This is a genomic window from Halomonas sp. PR-M31, from assembly GCF_001039575.1.
Taxonomy (GTDB): domain Bacteria; phylum Pseudomonadota; class Gammaproteobacteria; order Pseudomonadales; family Halomonadaceae; genus Modicisalibacter.
This window is the reverse complement of record NZ_JIBT01000005.1, coordinates 24,793-41,728: the sequence shown is the minus strand read 5'-3', so window position 1 is coordinate 41,728 and position 16,936 is coordinate 24,793. Positions and strand designations below refer to the sequence as shown.

Annotated in this window: 14 protein-coding genes and 3 pseudogenes; 11 read left to right on the top strand and 6 right to left on the bottom strand. The window is 60.8% G+C overall.

From position 1 onward, the window contains the following. The first annotated feature begins 2 nt into the window (after positions 1 to 2). From ureC to CH74_RS02255, 7 genes and pseudogenes are all read left to right on the top strand, one after another. Positions 3 to 1,711 (top strand): annotated as a pseudogene (gene ureC, locus CH74_RS02285) (urease subunit alpha). A gap of 91 nt (positions 1,712 to 1,802) precedes the next feature. Beyond that, entirely contained in the window at positions 1,803 to 2,405 is a 603-nt protein-coding gene (locus tag CH74_RS02280) for a hypothetical protein (RefSeq protein ID WP_053070597.1), read from the top strand. Continuing rightward, the gene (locus CH74_RS02275; RefSeq protein ID WP_048305850.1) at positions 2,402 to 3,106 is read left to right on the top strand and encodes an urease accessory protein UreF; all 705 of its coding nucleotides are present in this window, start codon (positions 2,402 to 2,404) and stop codon (positions 3,104 to 3,106) included. Before CH74_RS02280 ends, CH74_RS02275 begins: the two co-directional genes overlap by 4 nt. Before the next feature lie 11 nt (positions 3,107 to 3,117). After that, positions 3,118 to 3,738 carry an urease accessory protein UreG gene (gene ureG / locus CH74_RS02270; protein ID WP_048305849.1) on the top strand — a complete coding sequence of 207 codons (621 nt, stop codon included), beginning with the start codon at positions 3,118 to 3,120 and terminating at the stop codon, positions 3,736 to 3,738. Next, positions 3,716 to 4,642 carry an urease accessory protein UreD gene (locus CH74_RS02265; RefSeq protein ID WP_156181313.1) on the top strand — a complete coding sequence of 309 codons (927 nt, stop codon included), beginning with the start codon at positions 3,716 to 3,718 and terminating at the stop codon, positions 4,640 to 4,642. Before ureG ends, CH74_RS02265 begins: the two co-directional genes overlap by 23 nt. A gap of 70 nt (positions 4,643 to 4,712) precedes the next feature. Continuing rightward, positions 4,713 to 5,306, top strand: a complete 594-nt coding sequence (locus CH74_RS02260) for a HupE/UreJ family protein (RefSeq protein WP_048305847.1) — start codon at positions 4,713 to 4,715, stop codon at positions 5,304 to 5,306. 184 nt (positions 5,307 to 5,490) lie between these two features. Further along, a complete protein-coding gene (locus tag CH74_RS02255) occupies positions 5,491 to 6,315 on the top strand; it encodes a hypothetical protein (protein ID WP_253272907.1) in 825 nt (274 codons plus the stop codon). Positions 6,316 to 6,351: 36 nt separating this feature from the next. Here the strand turns inward: CH74_RS02255 and CH74_RS02250 are convergent, their stop codons facing one another. The 6 genes and pseudogenes from CH74_RS02250 to pqqA all read right to left on the bottom strand — a co-directional run bounded on the left by CH74_RS02250 (position 6,352) and on the right by pqqA (position 12,315). Beyond that, the gene (locus tag CH74_RS02250) at positions 6,352 to 8,856 is read right to left on the bottom strand and encodes an insulinase family protein (protein WP_048305846.1); all 2,505 of its coding nucleotides are present in this window, start codon (positions 8,854 to 8,856) and stop codon (positions 6,352 to 6,354) included. Positions 8,857 to 8,907: 51 nt separating this feature from the next. After that, positions 8,908 to 10,055 (bottom strand): annotated as a pseudogene (gene pqqE, locus CH74_RS02245) (pyrroloquinoline quinone biosynthesis protein PqqE). Beyond that, positions 10,048 to 10,323 (bottom strand): pyrroloquinoline quinone biosynthesis peptide chaperone PqqD, encoded by a 276-nt coding sequence (gene pqqD, locus CH74_RS02240; RefSeq protein WP_048305845.1) that lies wholly within the window; start codon positions 10,321 to 10,323, stop codon positions 10,048 to 10,050. Before pqqD ends, pqqE begins: the two are co-directional and overlap by 8 nt. After that, positions 10,320 to 11,131 (bottom strand): annotated as a pseudogene (gene pqqC, locus CH74_RS02235) (pyrroloquinoline-quinone synthase PqqC). The gene pqqD and the pseudogene pqqC overlap by 4 nt, the downstream one beginning before the upstream one ends. A 117-nt stretch (positions 11,132 to 11,248) precedes the next feature. After that, positions 11,249 to 12,178 carry a pyrroloquinoline quinone biosynthesis protein PqqB gene (gene pqqB, locus CH74_RS02230; RefSeq protein WP_048305844.1) on the bottom strand — a complete coding sequence of 310 codons (930 nt, stop codon included), beginning with the start codon at positions 12,176 to 12,178 and terminating at the stop codon, positions 11,249 to 11,251. A 65-nt stretch (positions 12,179 to 12,243) separates the two neighbouring features. Further along, positions 12,244 to 12,315, bottom strand: a complete 72-nt coding sequence (gene pqqA, locus CH74_RS18075) for a pyrroloquinoline quinone precursor peptide PqqA (protein WP_082140259.1) — start codon at positions 12,313 to 12,315, stop codon at positions 12,244 to 12,246. A gap of 377 nt (positions 12,316 to 12,692) precedes the next feature. Here pqqA and CH74_RS02225 point away from each other — a divergent pair, with 377 nt between their 5' ends. From CH74_RS02225 to CH74_RS02210, 4 genes are all read left to right on the top strand, one after another. Further along, positions 12,693 to 14,519, top strand: coding sequence for a methanol/ethanol family PQQ-dependent dehydrogenase (locus CH74_RS02225; RefSeq protein ID WP_048305843.1), 1,827 nt, complete (start codon positions 12,693 to 12,695; stop codon positions 14,517 to 14,519). Between the two features lie 111 nt (positions 14,520 to 14,630). After that, positions 14,631 to 15,116 carry a cytochrome c gene (locus tag CH74_RS02220; RefSeq protein WP_216594691.1) on the top strand — a complete coding sequence of 162 codons (486 nt, stop codon included), beginning with the start codon at positions 14,631 to 14,633 and terminating at the stop codon, positions 15,114 to 15,116. A gap of 47 nt (positions 15,117 to 15,163) precedes the next feature. Further along, on the top strand, positions 15,164 to 16,015 hold the full coding sequence (locus CH74_RS02215) for a quinoprotein dehydrogenase-associated putative ABC transporter substrate-binding protein (protein WP_048305842.1): 852 nt from the start codon (positions 15,164 to 15,166) through the stop codon (positions 16,013 to 16,015). 63 nt (positions 16,016 to 16,078) lie between these two features. Further along, the gene (locus CH74_RS02210) at positions 16,079 to 16,696 is read left to right on the top strand and encodes a hypothetical protein (RefSeq protein WP_048305841.1); all 618 of its coding nucleotides are present in this window, start codon (positions 16,079 to 16,081) and stop codon (positions 16,694 to 16,696) included. The last annotated feature ends 240 nt before the right edge of the window (positions 16,697 to 16,936 follow it).

The window sequence follows — 16,936 nt, the reverse complement described above, 5'->3', positions numbered from 1 at the left end:
CGATGCAGATCAAGCGTGAAAGCTATGGCGGCATGTTCGGCCCCACGGTGGGGGACAAGATTCGCTTGGCAGATACCAACCTGGTTATCGAGATCGAAAAGGATCTGCACTACGCCGGCGGTGACGAGCTCAAATACGGCGCTGGCAAAAGCATGCGCGACGGCATGGGCCAGAGTCAGCACACCAACGCCGAAGGGGCAGTGGATCTGGTGATCAATCACACCGTGGTGCTCGATCCCAGCTACGGCGTAATCAAGGCGGATATCGGCATCAAGGACGGGCGTATCGTCTGTTTGGGCAAGGCAGGCAACCCAGACATCATGGACAACGTGGATATCATCGTCGGCGCCGGCACCGAGGTCATCGACGGCTCGGAGTTTCTGGTGACCCCGGGGATGATCGACGCCCACGTGCACTACGTGGTCCCGGAGATGATTTGGCACGGTCTGGCCAACGGTGTGACGACTCTATTCGGCGGCGGTACCGGTCATGTTACCGGCTCCCGGGGCACCACCTGCACCCCGGGGCCTTGAAACATGCAGCGCATGCTGGAGGCCACGGACCAAATGCCGGTCAACATGGGCTTTTTCGCCAAAGCCAATACCAGCCGCGAAGCGGCCATCATCGAACAGCTCAAGGCCGGAGCCTGCGGCCTCAAACTTCATGAGGACTGGGGTACCACGCCCAACGCCATCGATACCTGTCTGCGAGTCAGCGACGATTTCGATGTGCAGACCATGATCCATACCGATACCCTCAACGAATCCGGGTTCGTGCAGGACACCATCGCCGCCATCAACGGGCGCACCATTCATACGTTTCATACCGAAGGCGCCGGAGGTGGCCATGCACCGGACATGCTGGCCATGGCGGGCATGAAAAACGTCCTACCGTCTTCCACTAATCCGACTCGGCCCTACAGCCACAACACCACCGCCGAGTCCCTGGGCATGATCGTCATGGCTCACCACTTGAAGCATTCCAATCCGGAAGACATCGCCATGGCGCAAAGTCGCATTCGCGCCGAGACCATGGCGGCGGAGGATGTGCTACACGATATTGGCGCGCTCTCCATCTACAGCTCCGATGCCTTGGCCATGGGCCGCATCGGCGAAACCTTTACCCGCCTAATTCAAACCGCCCACAAGATGAAGGCAGTGCGCGGCCAGTTGCCGGAGGATGCCCCAGGTAACGACAACTTCCGCCTGATGCGCTATCTGGCCAAGATGACTTTGAACCCGGCCATCGCCCAGGGGGTAGAGCACACCGTGGGCTCGCTCAAGCCCGGACGCATGGCAGATCTGGTGCTGTGGCCGATACGCTGGTTCGGCGTCAAGCCGACTACGGTGATCAAGGGTGGACTGATGAATTTCGGCCTGCACGGTGATCCGGGCGCTCCATTCCGCCTCCGGAACCGGTCAAGATGCGGCCCATGTTCGGCGCTCATGGCCTGGCCGCCGCACGAACGTCGGCGGTGTTTCTGTCCCAGGCCGCTAAGGACGAGGGTGTGCCGGAAGCGCTAGGACTCAGCAAGATGGCCATTGCCGTGGGCGACACCCGGCGGCTGGCCAAGAAAGACATGATGCTCAACGGCGAAACCCCCAAGGTCGAAGTGGACCCGGACACCTTTGAAGTGCGGGTGGACGGCGAGGTGGCTACGGCCCCGGCAGTAAAGGAGCTACCGCTGACTCAGCGCTATTTCCTCTTCTGAGTGATAAATATTGGCGTGTCCCAATCACTGCGCTGCGTTTGAGGCGCTCAATTTATTCAGCGCTTCTTGATGGAACAAAGGACTTGCAAGCATGCAACGGATTACGGATGTAATCGGCAACATCCACACGGATGAGAAGCTGGCGCAAAGCTTTCGTCAGTGGGGCACCGCCGGTCAGGTCGAGCGGGTACGCCTGGACATGTGGACGGCGCAGAAAAGCCGCCTGCGTGCGATAACGGATCAGGACACGACGCTGGGTATCACGCTTGCGCGAGATCAGGCGTTGGCAGATGGTGACGTGCTGCTGCTGGACGACACGGCCCGACGCATGATCCTCGTCGAGGTGGAGGGGCGTCAGGTCATGGTATGCGATATCAACAATCAGGAAGACGCCACCAGCACCATTGAGCTGGCGCTGGAGCTGGGGCATGCCCTGGGCAACCAGCACTGGCCGATCAAGGCCCATGGCCAGCGGGTCTATGTACCGGTGATCGCGGATATCAGCATCATGGAGGCCATGATGCGCGCGCGTAACCTGCCCGGGGTGCAGTGGCATTTCACCGAGGCCACGCCGGAAATGGGGCTGCCCGCCACGGCGCCAAGTCATGAGCATGTGGAAACCGAACAGGGCCATGAGCACACGCATGATCATGGCCATGCTCACCATCATCATGGCGCGGCGGGGACGGCGTGAGCGATCTCGAGCTGCCGGCCGCCGCCTATCTCGCCACCCTGCGCCTGGCGGATTCAGCGTTTCCCACCGGGCTCTATACCCAGTCCAATGCGCTGGAGGCCTATGCCATTTCAGGACGGGTGAAAAAGGCCGAAGACGTGCAGAATCTGCTCGAGGATCTGCTGAGAGAACAGCTTGCCACCTCGGATCTGATCGCCACTGCCTGGGCCTGGCAGGGGGCGTCACAAAACGACGGCGCGAAAGTGCGGGAGGCGGATGCGGCCCTGGAGGCAACAAAGCTATGTCGCGAGTTGCGGGAGAGCTCCAGGCGCAGCGGGGGGCGTCTGATCGCCCTGATGGCGGCGCAAACCCAGGATTTGCCGCTAGAAGCGCTGGCTAGCGAGGTGAGAGCCGGCCATACGCCGGGTCACAACTCCGCCATGACCGGGGCGGTCGGGGCGGTACTCGGTGTGCCCCTACAGGCCTTGCTGCTCATGGAGGCCAACGCCTTCGCCACCAGCTTCGTGAGTGCCGCCATGCGGCTGCTGCCTTTCGATCACGCCCAGGCTCAGGCGGTGCTTACGGCCTTGGCTCCGACCCTCGTCGAGCTCATTGACAGGATACCGCTCAAGCATTTGAGAGACATGCATTCCTTGAGCCCCCAGGCGGAGATCATGTCCATGCATCACGAGCGCGATCACGTCAGATTATTTGCCAGCTGAAGGAGACAGCGATGACACAACGCATTCCACGGATCGGAGTCGGCGGCCCGGTCGGCTCCGGCAAGACCAGTCTGATCGAGGCGCTGGTGCCCAAGCTGATAGCCCAGCGCATCAATCCTATCGTCATCACCAACGATATTGTCACCAAGGAAGATGCGGAGCATGTGCGGCGCACCCTGGAGGGCATTCTGCCCGCAGAGCGTATTGTTGGCGTGGAAACTGGTGCCTGTCCTCATACTGCCGTGCGGGAAGATCCGAGCATGAATCTGGTGGCCTGCGAGGAGTTGGAAAACCGCTTTCCCGATGCGGATCTATTGTTGATCGAGAGCGGCGGCGACAATCTGACCCTGACCTTCAGCCCGGCCCTGGCGGATTATTTCATCTTCGTCATCGATGTGGCCGCCGGGGACAAAATTCCGCGCAAACGCGGTCCTGGCACCGTGCGTTCGGACCTGCTGGTGATCAACAAGACCGATCTGGCGCCATACGTGAACGCGGATCTCGAGGTGATGCGCCGGGACAGCCTCACCGCCCGGGGTGAGCGGCCGTTTTTATTCACTAACTGCCACGCCGGTGAAGGCCTCGACGACATCATAGGAATCCTGCGCCGTGACGTCCTTTTCCTCGACTGAAATGCTCGACGAATGGCAGGCCGGTGCCGAGATGGCCGGGTTTGCCAGTACCGTGCCGCAGTTGGGTATCGGTCAAAGCGGCAAGAACGGTATGCTCAAGGCCACCTTCGAGCTGCACAAGCAGATCACCCGGCTGACTCAGGCCTATGCTCGACCGCCCATGTATGCCAATGGCGCCCTCTACCTGGACGAGCAATTGCCCGGCATGGCGTTTCTCTATCTCATGTCCGGCAGTGATGCGTTGGTACAAGGCGATCGGCTGGCGACTCTGGTAACCGTCAAGGAAGGGGCCCAGCTACACGTTACCAACACGTCTGCCACCAAGATTCACGGCATGCGTCATGACTACGCGGTGCAGCGCACCGAGCTGGCCCTCGAGTCCGGTGCCTTCGTCGAGTGGCTGCCGGAGCCTTTGATACCGCATCCCGGGGCGCGGCTATGGCAGCACACCCAGCTTGACGTGCATCCAGAGGCAACGCTCATTTTCGGAGACGTTCTCAGCGCCGGACGGCTGGCGCGAGGCGAGCGTTTCGAGTTCGAGATCATCAGCAGTCAGCTTCGAGCCCGCCGCGAATCCCGCACGCTTTTCGACGACAATCTCGTGCTGCAGCCGAGCCGCCAGCGAGTCGATGGCGCCGGGCTGTTTGGCAACTTCTCGGTGCAGGGCAGCCTGTATGTACTCACCCGGCAGATGCCTCCGGCTGTCTTGGCGGACGCCTTGCACGAGGCAGCTCAGCAGCCGGAGGTGCTGGCCGGTGCCAGCGTGCTGCCCGGCGAAGCAGGCGTGCTGGTGCGCATTCTAGGACCGCGGACCGCCGCGGTGCAGCAGGCCATGACCGCTGCCTGGCGCCATGCGCGTCAGGAACTGATGGGAGTTGGACTGCCGGATACGCGCAAGTATTAAACGAATCTGGAGACCGGGCCATTGGCCAGTCTTCTTTTCACCACCATGACCATCAAGGAAGGAGGACGTCATGTCCCATCACCGTTCACGTTGCATCGCTTTGAGTCTGGCGCCGCTGCTGCTGTTGGGCGCTGGCAGCGCTCTGGCGCATCCAGGGCATATCGGCCCGCATGCCGGGTTCCTGCAAGGCTTCTTGCACCCGCTGCTGGGGCTAGATCATCTACTGGCCATGCTGGCCGTGGGTGTCTGGGGCGTCATGCAGGGCGGGTATCAACGCCGCTTTACTCCGCTAATGGTGCTAGGGGGCATGTGGCTAGGAGCGGGGCTTGCCTGGGCCGGCATGAATCTTACCGGTGTCGAAACCGGCATTGCCTTGTCGGTACTGCTGGTAGGTATCCTCATTGCCACCTTTACCCACCTATCCAGAGCGCTGGGCACGATGCTGGTAGTCGGGTTCATGCTGTTCCACGGCGCTGCCCACGCCAGTGAACTCCCCGCGGGCGCTTCAGTGCTGATGTATTTGATCGGCTTTTCCGTTGCGACTCTAGGTATCGCCTACGGCGGCAAGGCGCTGGGCGGCTTTCTCAAGACGCGCAGCTCCCTGTGGAGCCGCGCCCTGGGTGGGGCGATCGCCTTTATCGGAGGGCTGTTCTTGTTGAGCTGAAACCTGTGCATTGGCCGGGGCACTGCGTCTCGGCCTCTTTCGTTCTGCGCTTCGTCTTTCTTATTCCTTGTCACAAGATAAAGACCCGTTGGTGTGACTGCGTTATTCTCACTGGCATTATTTCCTAATGGCAATTTGGGAAATCGCAGCCATCGGCGTTTAAAAGAACAAGGAACGTAGTCGCATGATCGAGTGGATATCACAGAACGCGAAGGTACTGACCTTCTTTACCAATCTTGGCGTTTTGCTCGTCTGGCTGGGGTACGCTCAGCTTTTGTATCTCGGTTTTAGTCGTCAGCGCCGTCCAAGATTGATCATCAACCGCGGCAAGAGAAAGGATATCGACGCTTTGTGCATCGTCAGCAACATGAGCGCCGAGTCGATCTTCATCGAGTACATCATCGCGGAGCTTGAAACCTCGGAAGGCACCATCACCATGGATGTCACCGATTTCGATCAGGAATACGAAGAGGGTGACGAAGAGAAGCAGCAGCATTCATCCTCTCTGGGCACGGTAAGAGAAAATACGCGCCAGGGGCCGCTTGGATCCGGAGATTTTCTTCACGTCGGTACCTTCTCTAATTTGCTCGAGCGGCTGGCGAGAGACGAAGGCATCAAGATGGACGGCCACCGCCCGCAAGGGGAGTTGACGTTCAAGCATCTGACCATTCGATTGATCGGGGTCTATGGCCCGGAAGACATGCCCATCGGCGCCGAGCGCAGCTTCGAGCTGTTCACTGATGAAGACTTTCGTTCGCTGACTCCGAACAGCTGGGATACCAAGCGACTGTCGTCTTTTCGCCAGCGTCGCAAGCTGCGCAAGATCATGCAGGAACTCAACGACAAGAATTTCTCTTCCTCGTCGAACCTGCGCCAGATCGACAGTGAAGAGGATGACTACAACAAAGACAGCCCTACTCAGAACGACGATGAACAGGGTGAGGATAAGGGCGAGCGCAGCCAAGAAGAGACCCGACAGGCGGCCGCCAAGGCCAGCCGTGAGGAGTGATTTGAGGCTGCTGGTTTTTTTAATCTTCAAAAGTGATCATGAAGAGCAGGTTCTTGGACGGTGGACCCACCACTGCCCAGCAAGCCTGCCTTCGACAAGATCCTGCGCCAGTCTCGTCAAGCGTTCACCGCTTAGCGCTGTCAATGCCGCCTGCTCTGTTTCCCAGGGCTTCCAATCTCCGCGTCTTCGCACCCCCTGCCAGGCTCGCATCAGCGCCTCCCCTGGCGTTTCGGGGCGGCTCCATCGGGTGCTCAAGGCGGTGCGTCGTCTGTCGAAAGTGGTACTGTCCAAACAGGCTAACGCCACACCCTGGGTCTTCAGGAAGGCATTCACCGTTTCGCATAGCGCTTCACTGCCAGCATGGGGAGATTGCACCACGTAGCCAAGCCGCGGCCAGCCATCCGGGGCCTCGCGATAGCGCACCGCCGCCACATAGCCGAGCTTCTGGCGCTGGCGCATTTCATGATGAAACGCCGCGTCGTGGCACTGGGCCAGCAGCTGAAACAGCGCTTGGCTGATGGGGCTGGCGTCCGGTGCGTCGATCTGCAGCATGACCGCCGCGTCATCGCCTTGAGGCGTAAGCCGGTGGATCGGCCAATCTTTGACGATGGTTGATCGGCTTGTCGTGGCGGCCGGTGATGACGTGGACGCGCAGATATCGACCTCAGATGCCAAGTTCGCAAAGACGTTTTCGCAAGACGCCAACAGCCGCTGACAGCCCGCCCGGGCCTCGGCGTCGCTCAACGTTCCCCCGGCCCAGACTAGCGTTCGTGCATCGTTTTTCTGCCGGACGGTGGGCTGGCTATCCAGAAGATTCAACAGCCGCTGAGCCAGCAACCCTTCGCTGGAAGTCGGCAACGGCGTGCTGATTCCGGCAGGCTGTCGAGATGGCCAAAGATGCAATGTCTGAACAAGGGCTGATTCCAGCCGCTCCGCATCGCCCGTTGCCATCAGCCAGTCGCCGCGCGTATCGCCCTCGAGCGTAAGCGCTATTCCGTGCGCTAGCGCAGCCTGACGCAAGGCCAGCGTATTTTGCCGCCAGCATGCCAGCCGCGCCGCCTGATGAGTGGCCGACGCCGGCCAGCCCAGGCACCAGAACGCATTTTTACAGACGGGTTCGCCATCCCACCATAGCGCAAGCTTTTCGTTGTCGAGGATCAAACCCGATGCGGCAAGGCTGTCGTCAGCAAGCAGAGCCCGGCGTGGAATCGATGGCGCCGATCGAGAAGGCAGGATTGTAGAGCGCCAGGCTGAGTCGAATACCAGCGGCGGGCGATGGCGCAGCCGGGTGCCTGTCTCAGGTATTGTGTCAGCTTGCGCCAAGTCAGGTAGCGCTTCCAGAATCCGACAGCACTTGGCCGTCAACATGGGCGCCAGCGTCTTGATTGCCTGGTCGTCCAGTGACGCATTCGCGTCCGATGTTTCCCCGGTCATCGAAAGCGTTCGCGCATCGACGGCCAGGCGCCGAGCCAGCGTCTTGGGCCAGGTATCGAGGTTGTGGATCAGCGAACCGGGTTGCCCTGAAGCGTCACCCATCGTCAGCCGGGTAGCGACATCCTCGACCCAGGCCTGGCAGGTGGCGATCAGGGAGTCACGCTGTCGATGTCCCGACGCACTCAACGTCAGGCTCAGCAATAGAAAGGGAGCACCGCCGTCCGCCACAAGACAAAGCGCCATATCGTGGATGGCATCATGCTGGGCAAGGGTAGTAGCGAGTGCGCCGTCTTTGAGTACCTGGACCAGCCGTTCACTGATCTGACGCTGGGCAGGTGTCAGTGGGTCCGGCAACGGCCAGATCAATTCCAGCAGGGGGTTGGCAGGCGGCTGATGCTTGAGCAGGGACCACTGTATCCAACCGGGTTCCGCCCAGGGCCAGGTTCGAGTAGGCGCGGTGCCGGTCTCGGCAGGAATCCCAGCGGCGGCTGCCGTTAGCAGATCGAGCTGCCGTGTCAGAGACTGAGGCCCCAGCATCACAAGACTCAGGCCCTCGGCGCGATAATGGCAGGCGTGAAAGTCGCGAAGCGCACAACGCAGTGCGGAGATGTCCGATCCCAGGCTCTGACGATTGCCATGATGACAGTCAAAGGCGGGATGGGACGCCTTGAAAAGACGCGACAGGGCGCGTTGGCGATGCAGCGCGGGATCATTCAGCCGCGCCTGATATTCCGCTTCGATCACCTCGACTTCCCGGGCAATGTGCGTCTCGCTCAGAAGAGGGTGCAGAACGATGTCGAGCAGCCGTTCGAGGCCTGCCTGCGACTCATCTGGCGGTAGGGTCAGGTGCACGTCCGTGGCGTACTCATCCGTATGGGCGTTGTACCGCCCGCCCTGATCATTCACCCAGGCAGCGAAATCCCCCGGCTCCGGGTGGCGAGACGAACCCAGGAACAGGGCATGTTCGAGCAGATGGGCAAGCCCTGGCAGGTTTTCAGGCTCATCGAGATAACCCACGCCGATGGCGCAGACCAGACGTACCTGCCGAGCGGTGGGCGCTTCAATAGCCTGCATGCGCAGGCCGTTGGCGAGCCGACGCTTCGCCATACGGCTTCCCGATGGCAGGCCCGGTACCTCGCCCCGATCAGTCACAGGGCGTCACTCGCGACAGAAAACCCGGGATTCGCGGACATTGCGTAGCGTCAGCTCATGAACTGAGCGCTGGTCCTGGGCGGCTTCTTCCCGAGCGGCTTCGATCAGATGATGATCCGGGGACAGATCGCACACCGGGTCCGTGGCGCTGGCATCTCCGGTGAGCAGGTAGGCCTGGCAGCGACAGCCGCCGAAATCCTTGTGGCGCTCGTCGCAGTCGCGACAGGGGGAGGGCATCCAGTCCTCGCCGCGATAGCGGTTGAACGCAGCGCTTTGATACCAGATCGTCTTGAGCGACTGCTTGCGTACCGTAGGAAACGTCATCGGCAGAATGCGCGCACTATGGCAAGGCAGCACCGCCCCGTCCGGGGCCACGGTCATGAAGATCGACCCCCAGCCCCCCATACAGGCCTTGGGGCGCTCGGCGTAGTAGTCCGGCACCACAAACAGCAGGCGCATGTCCTGGCCCCTGGCCGCGAGGCGCTTCCGCCAGCGGGCAGTGGTGGCCTCGGCAGCGTCCAGCTGTTCGCGGCTCGGCAACAGCCCGGCCCGATTGAGCTGCGCCCAGCCGTAGAGCTGGCAGTTGGCCAGCTCCACCGCGTCCGCGCCAAGCTCCGCGCACAGGGCGATGATGTCGTCGATCTGATCGATGTTGTGCCGATGCAGCACCACGTTGAGCACCATGGGGTAGCCCGCGGCCTTGACTGCCCTGGCCATGGCCAGCTTCTTGGCGTGAGCTTGGGTGAACCCGCCACCGCCGCGGCAACGTCCGCATCCGCCGCCTGCAAGCTGATCTGGATATGATCGAGGCCTGCCTCGCGCAGGGCGTCGATCCGGGCCTCATCAAGCCCCAGCCCGGAGGTGATCAGGTTGGTATAGAATCCCAGCCGGCGGGCCTCGGCTACCAGAGCTTCCAGATCCTTGCGCACCAAAGGCTCGCCGCCGGAAAACCCGAGCTGCACTGCCCCCATGGCCCGGGCCTGGCGCAGTACGTCGAACCACTCATCGGTGCTCAATTCGTCCTGCCGGGCGGCAAAGTCCAGCGGGTTGGAGCAGTAGGAGCACTGCAGCGGACAGCGGTAGGTCAGCTCTGCCAGCAGCCACAGCGGCGCGCCCTGACCGGCGGGTGGCGGAGTGGGCACGGGTTCAGTCATGACGAATCCAGCCCTGGTTGGCGGCGTCTTGCAGGAACTCTTCCACGTCCGCGCTCATCTCCTCTCGTGGCGCCTGGGGAAAGCGGCGCTGCAGTTCGTCGATCAGTGCCGTCACGTCCCGCTCGCCGTCGAGCAAGGTCAGGATGGCGCCGGCGCTCTCGTTGAGTTGCACCATCCCTTCAGGATAGAGCAGCACGTGGCGCTGCTGGGCTTCTTCCCACTGCAGACGCCAGCCCGGACGCAGACGGTAGACGGTGGTCGGGTTCATGCGAGCCCCCGATGATAGACGCGCTTGTCAGTGACCGTGTGATAGGGCGCTCGGTCGAGCTGATAGGCCAGGGTCATGGCGTCGAGCATGCTCCACAGCACGTCGAGCTTGAACTGCAGAATGTCCAGGGCGCGCTGCTGAGTTGCCTGGGTGGTGCAAAGCTCTAGCGCCAGTTCCAGGCCATGATCCACGTCGCGCCGGGCCTCTCCCAGGCGCTTGCGAAAATAGGCGTAGCCGCCGGATCGATCCAGGGGTAGTGGGTCGGCCAGGTGTCCAGGCGGCTGCGATGGGCCTGGGGCGCGAAGAGTTCTGTCAGCGACGAGATCGCCCCCTCGCGCCAGTCGGCGCGGCGCACGAAGTTGACATAGGCATCCACGGCGAAGCGCACCCCGGGCAGCACGTGCTCCTGGGACCATAGCGCCTCGCGACTCAATCCCACCGCCTCGCCAAGGGCCAGCCAGGCCTCGATGCCGCCGCCATCCTCGGCGTGGCCATCATGGTCCAGCAGCCGCTGAATCCAGCGCCGGCGAGCTGAGGCATCCGGACAGTTGGCCAGCAGCGCCGCGTCCTTGAGCGGGATGTTGATCTGATAGTAGAAACGATTGGCCACCCAGCCGCGAATCTGCTCCGGGGTTGCGCGGCCTTCGGCCATGTCCACCTGATAGGGGTGATGAATATGGTAGTAGTCGCCCTTGGCTAGCAGCGCCTCATGAAAGGCGTCGCGATCGAGTGCCTTGTCCGCTGTATCACCTGATGCGGCAAAAGGCGCGGCGAGGGGCGTGGCGAAAGGCGATGCATTCGATGGCATGAAAGCGGTCTCCTTGAAGTTTAAGCCATCCTTGGCATGGGTCGTACATTATGACGCTTACGCTGCACTTCAAGTTCATGTCTCTTGATTCAAAGGAGATGATTCAAGGGGCATGTTTCAAGGCTCGAAGCGCAGTCCATCAAAGGCAATCTCGATGTTGCGAGCATCGAGTTCTGCCCGCTCTCTCGATTTCTCGTCGAGAATCGGATTGGTGTTGTTGATATGAATCAGGATGCGTCGAGTGCTTTTGGGTAGACGCTCGAGTTCGCTCAGCAGCCCGTTTTCTCCAGACAGCGCCAGATGGCCCATGTCCTGCCCGGTAGCTTGGCCGACCCCGGCTCGTTGCAGCTCGTCGTCCTGCCATAGGGTGCCGTCCGCCAGCACGCAGTCGGCGCGCTTGAGCCAGCCGCGCAGCTCATCATCCGGCTTGCCCAGTCCCGGCGCATAGAACAGCGAGCGGCCGCTGCGGGTATCTTCGATGTACAGGCCGATGTTGTCCCCAGGCGTAGGGGAACCGCGCCGGGGTGAATAGGGCGGGGCATTGCTGTGCAGAGCGACCGCGGTGAAGGTCAGCCCCGGGCAGACCGGCACCGAGAAGGTCGCGGTGGCGTGGGCCGCATCCACTTGGATGGGCTGCCAGTGCAGCCCGCCCTGCCAGTGTTCCAGCATGGGAAAGAGCGGAAAGCCGGTGCTCAGATCCTGATGCACATTGGGGGTGCACCAGACATCCAACGGACAGCCTTCCCGCAGGGACAGCAAGCCGGAGGTATGATCGATTTGGCCATCCATGAGCAATACACCGCCGATGCCGCTATCCCGAGGCGTTCGTTTGGGATGCAGCTCGGGACTGGCACCGATCTGGGCGCGAATATCCGGAGATGCGTTGCACAGAAGCCAGCGCTCACCGTCGCTGCTGACGGCGATGGAGGACTGGGTGCGCGCCTGAGCCGTCAGGCTGCCATCGCGCAAGCCAAGACAGTTGCGGCAGTTACAGTTCCATTGTGGAAAGCCACCGCCTGCCGCCGAACCCAACACCAGAATCTGCATTAAATCCTCTCACGGGCAAAACAAAACGCTCCGATGATCGGAGCGTTTTCAATGACAAACTGAAATCAGCGATTGGCGATATAGAGGGTGACCTCGAAGCCAAGGCGCAGATCGATGTATGACGGCTTGGTCCACATGGTTGTTCTCCGATCATTGAGGGGTGGAGCTTACAACTGATGATTTTACACCTCTTCAGTAAAGCACTCTAGCCAATAGTTGCATTGCGACCTAGGTCTAATAGCCGCAATGCCGTATTCCAACGATTGCGCAGGTTTATCTCGTCGGACCTCAAAGCAGTTATAAAGCAACAGGTTGCTAGAGCGTGACGCAGCGTTGTCTCGATGATCAATTTCGTTGCCCTCTTTGAAAGGTTCGAAATACGCCTCGCTTCTCCTATGCAATCTCGCATCCTGTGCTAGACCTTATAAGGTGCTGCTGGAAAGTAATAACAACGACAAGCTTGCTGCGAGCAGGGAATAGCCCGTGGTGAGACCCCCACCCCGGAGATGACGTCATGCTAAAGGAGATGAAATATGTCATTGCGACCATAGGGCTCTTGGCCGCTACCACACTTCAAGCCAACGACAATCAGCTTGAATTACAGAACAACCCCGAGCTCTGGGCCACCCAGCTCGGCAACTATCAAGGCAATCGCTACAGCAAGCTCGACCAGATCAACCGCGACACCATCAACGACCTGCGCCCTCTGTGGCAATTCTCGACCGGAGTGCTGCGCGGTCATGAAGGTGGCCCGCTGTATGTTGGCGACGGTCGTCTGTATATCCACACCCCCTTCCCCAATAAGGTATTTGCCCTCGACCTGGAAGATCAGGGTCGTATCGTCTGGACCTATGAACCGGATCAGGATCCTCGGGTCATTCCCGTCATGTGTTGCGATACCGTCAATCGCGGTCTCGCCTATGCGGACGGTCGCCTGTTCCTGGGCCTAGCCAACAACACCCTGGTCGCTCTGGATTCGGAATCCGGCGAGCTGCTTTGGGAAGCCTCCAACGGCGATCATACCAAGGGTGAGAGCAATACCATGTCGCCGCTCGTGGTACACGACAAGGTCGTGATGGGTATCAGCGGAGGCGAGTTCGGGGTGCGCGGTCACATGACCGCCTACAACGTCGAGTCGGGAGAAAGAGTCTGGCGTGGATACTCCAACGGCCCCGACAGCGATGTACTGCTCGATCCGCAAAAGACCCTGATGATGGGCGAGCCCATCGGCGAGGCGGATCTGGGCGTAAGCACCTGGCCGGAAGGTGAATGGAAGCGCGGCGGTGGCGCGCCCTGGGGTTGGGTCACCTACGACCCTGAACTCGATCTGATCTACTACGGCTCCGGTAACCCAGGCAGCTGGAACCCGGAACAGCGCACCGTGGATGGCGAACCCGCGGACAACAAGTGGGCAATCACGGTATTTGCCCGGGATCCCAACACCGGCGAGGTGAAATGGGTTTATCAGAAGGTGCCTTTCGATGAGTGGGACTATGACGGTGTCAACGAGAACCAGCTGATCGATGTGGAGATCGACGGTAAACAGCGAAAAGGCCTGGCGATCATCGATCGTACCGGCTTCGGCTTCCTGCTCGATCGTGAAACCGGCGAGCTTCTTGTCGCCGAGAAATTTGCTCCGGAAACCAACTGGGCGAGCCACTATGACATGGACACTGGTCGGCCGGTGGTCAACGAGGAGTTCAGCACCTTCCGCCAGGGGGTCAACGTCAACACCACGGATATCTGTCCTACCGCCATGGGCGCCAAGAACATGCAGCCCAGCGCCTACTCCCCGGAGACCGGTCTGCTCTATGCCGGCATCAACCGCATCTGCATGAACTACGAGCCTTACGAGGCCGAGTACGTGGCGGGTCAACCCTATGTCGGCGCTACCCTCACCATGATGCCCGCACCGGTGCAGGACGAGGACAACAAGGGACGCATGGGCAGCTTCATCGCCTGGGACCCGGTCAAGGGTGAAGTCGTCTGGGAAACCAACGAGCGCTTCGCGGTCTGGAGCGGTGCCCTGGCCACGGCAGGCGGGCTGGCATTCTATGGCACTCTGGAAGGCCATGTGAAGGCGGTGAACATCGATACCGGTGAGGAGATGTGGAGCTTCAAGACACCCTCAGGAATCATCGGCAACATCAATACTTTCCAGCATCAGGGCAAGCAGTACCTGGGCGTGCTGTCCGGGGTCGGTGGCTGGGCGGGTATTGGTCTGGCGGCGGGTCTCGAAGATCCTGAGGAAGGGCTGGGAGCGGTCAGTGCCTTTGCCGCCCTCGAGGATTACACCGAGCTTGGTGGCGTGCTGACGGTGTTCGCCTTGCCGGACGCATGAGGCATGAACTCACTCACCGGCATGCTGGCTTGTTAGGCCGGTGAGTGAGTCATCCACTCGCGATGGCCGTTGCTCGGTGAGAAGACCGGTTTGTCGAAGGAGACTCACTGTATGGCTTTGAACAAGATGCCAAGACACTCTCTTGTCATAGGTGCCATAGGCGTCGTGCTGTTTTTCGGCATGACGAGCGTGTCAGCCGCGCCGGCGGCAAAAGAAGGCTCCGAACCCGGGGACTATACCGTTATCGATGGCAAGGTCGATCAGGGCACCTATGACGGTTACATCGCCTACACCCGCTCCTGCATGGCCTGCCATGGGCCGGATGGCCTGGGATCTTCCTTTGCGCCAAGCCTGATCAAACGCGCTCAGCAGCGTAGCTTTGACGAGTTCGCCAGGGTCATCGCCGGTGGGCTACAAATTCAACCGGGCAAGGTCATGCCGTCCTTTGCCGGTGACAGCTATGTCTTGAGCAACATCGAGAATATCTACAGTTATATGCAGGCTCGAGGGGCGGAAGAAGTGGGTCGTGGACGCCCCAAGGTGATCGAACAAGCCAAGGCCGACAAAACCGCTGAGAACAATAAAGAGTCGAAGTGATGTCAGCCAATGATCGTGGCTGAAAAATCGCTTCTTTGGAGGACGCCATGCAGGGAATCGGTCGTTTGCTGACGCCACTCATCCTCGGCACGCTATGGATAATGGCCAACGTGGCGAACGCCGATCTACCGGAGCGTGAGTCCCGGGAATATTTACGGGTGTGCGCCGACAGCAACAATCTGCCCTACACCAATCGCCGGGGCGAAGGGTTCGAGAACCGCATTGCCGAACTGATTGCCGAGGAGCTGGACGTTCCTCTGCGCTATGTGTATGCCCCCCAGGTCATGGGGTTCATACGCAATACCCTGGACGCCCGTCTTTGCGATCTGGTGATGGGAGTCGCCGCGGGCTACGGATTCGTCCAGAACACCATTCCCTACTATCGCTCCGTCTATGCCCTGGTGCTGCCGGAGACTTCGCGACTCGACGTGGCCAGTCTCGATGCACCCCAGCTTGCCGGCAGGCGGATTGGCGTGGTCTTCGAAACCCCGCCGACGGTTCCGCTGCGTCGCGCCAGCGCCCGTGTACGCAGCTACGCGCTGCAGACCGATACCCGGGTGAGAAGACCGGTCAAGGACGCGGTGAAGGACGTGGCCAATGGCGTCACCGAGGGCGCTGTGCTCTGGGGACCCATCGCGGGGCATTACGCCGGGCGACAACAGCCGCCGCTCAAGGTCATCCCGCTGGTGGATGATACCACCGAGGCGCCGCTGTCCTACCGCATCACCATGGGGGTGCGTCATGGCGAGAGCCATTGGCGAGACTGGCTCAACGACTTCATCCGGCGCCGCCAGGCGGACATCAACGCCATCCTGATCGACTATGACGTGCCGCTGCTCGACGAGCACGGTCGGCTCATCGACCCTGAGGCGATCTCGGAGGAGGCTGAGCGTGGCTGATCGACGCCCTGACATATCGGGGTTCTTTACCTCAAGGCTTTCCCCGTCAAGGTATCGGCGACGTTGCTGCTGATGATCTTGCTGGCGCCGCCTTCTATTGCCAACGCCCAGTACCCCGGCGCCGAACCCCTGGACTGGCCATGTGAGCAGCGCCTGATCCCTGTACTTGCCTGGGGCTCGCTCTGGGACGGTCCCTCGCCGGATGCACTGGAGCAGCAGTGGTGGGAGGATGAAGAAGTAGGCGCCGTGGTGAGGTATGCAACCGCCCGAGAGACCCCGCGGGATGCTGCCATCGCTCGGGTACGCCGTTTTGCCGAGAGTGTGGCAAGCGGGCAGCAGAGCGTAGATCAAAACCCGGAGCAGCGTCTGACACTGCTGTTTGCCGGTCTTTTCGAGCGCATCGATCGTGAACGCAGTCGCGTCATCGCGATAATACGCAGTGCCGCTCGTGCCCAGGTGGCAAGGCTGGATCGCATGTCGATGATGATCGACAGGCTTGAGGCACTAAACGCCTCGGAGACTGCCAGCGAAGACGCCATCGAACGCCTGCAGGAAGCGCTTTACTGGGAGCGGCAAACCTTTCGCATGCGCCAGCAGGCCCTGCCTGCGTTCTGCGAAAAACCCTATTTGCTGGAAGAGTCGTTGAGTCGGATGGTGAGAGATATTCGCTCGCAGATGTGAACCCGTTGCCAGGCGATCGCAGAGCGTGGAGGGATCTATGCCATGTCGTGTTGAGGACCATGTCAAAAGCCTTGCTGAAACGAGACGCAAGCGTCCTGTGATCGTCTGGAGCGCTCTACACCGGGGGCTTGGTTTACTGTTTTTGGTGATGTCTTTACTGGGCGCTTTTCAGGCTCAAGCCCAGAACCAGAACCAGAACCAGAACAGTGCCACCGTCACCATTGGCTATCTTGGGCTCGA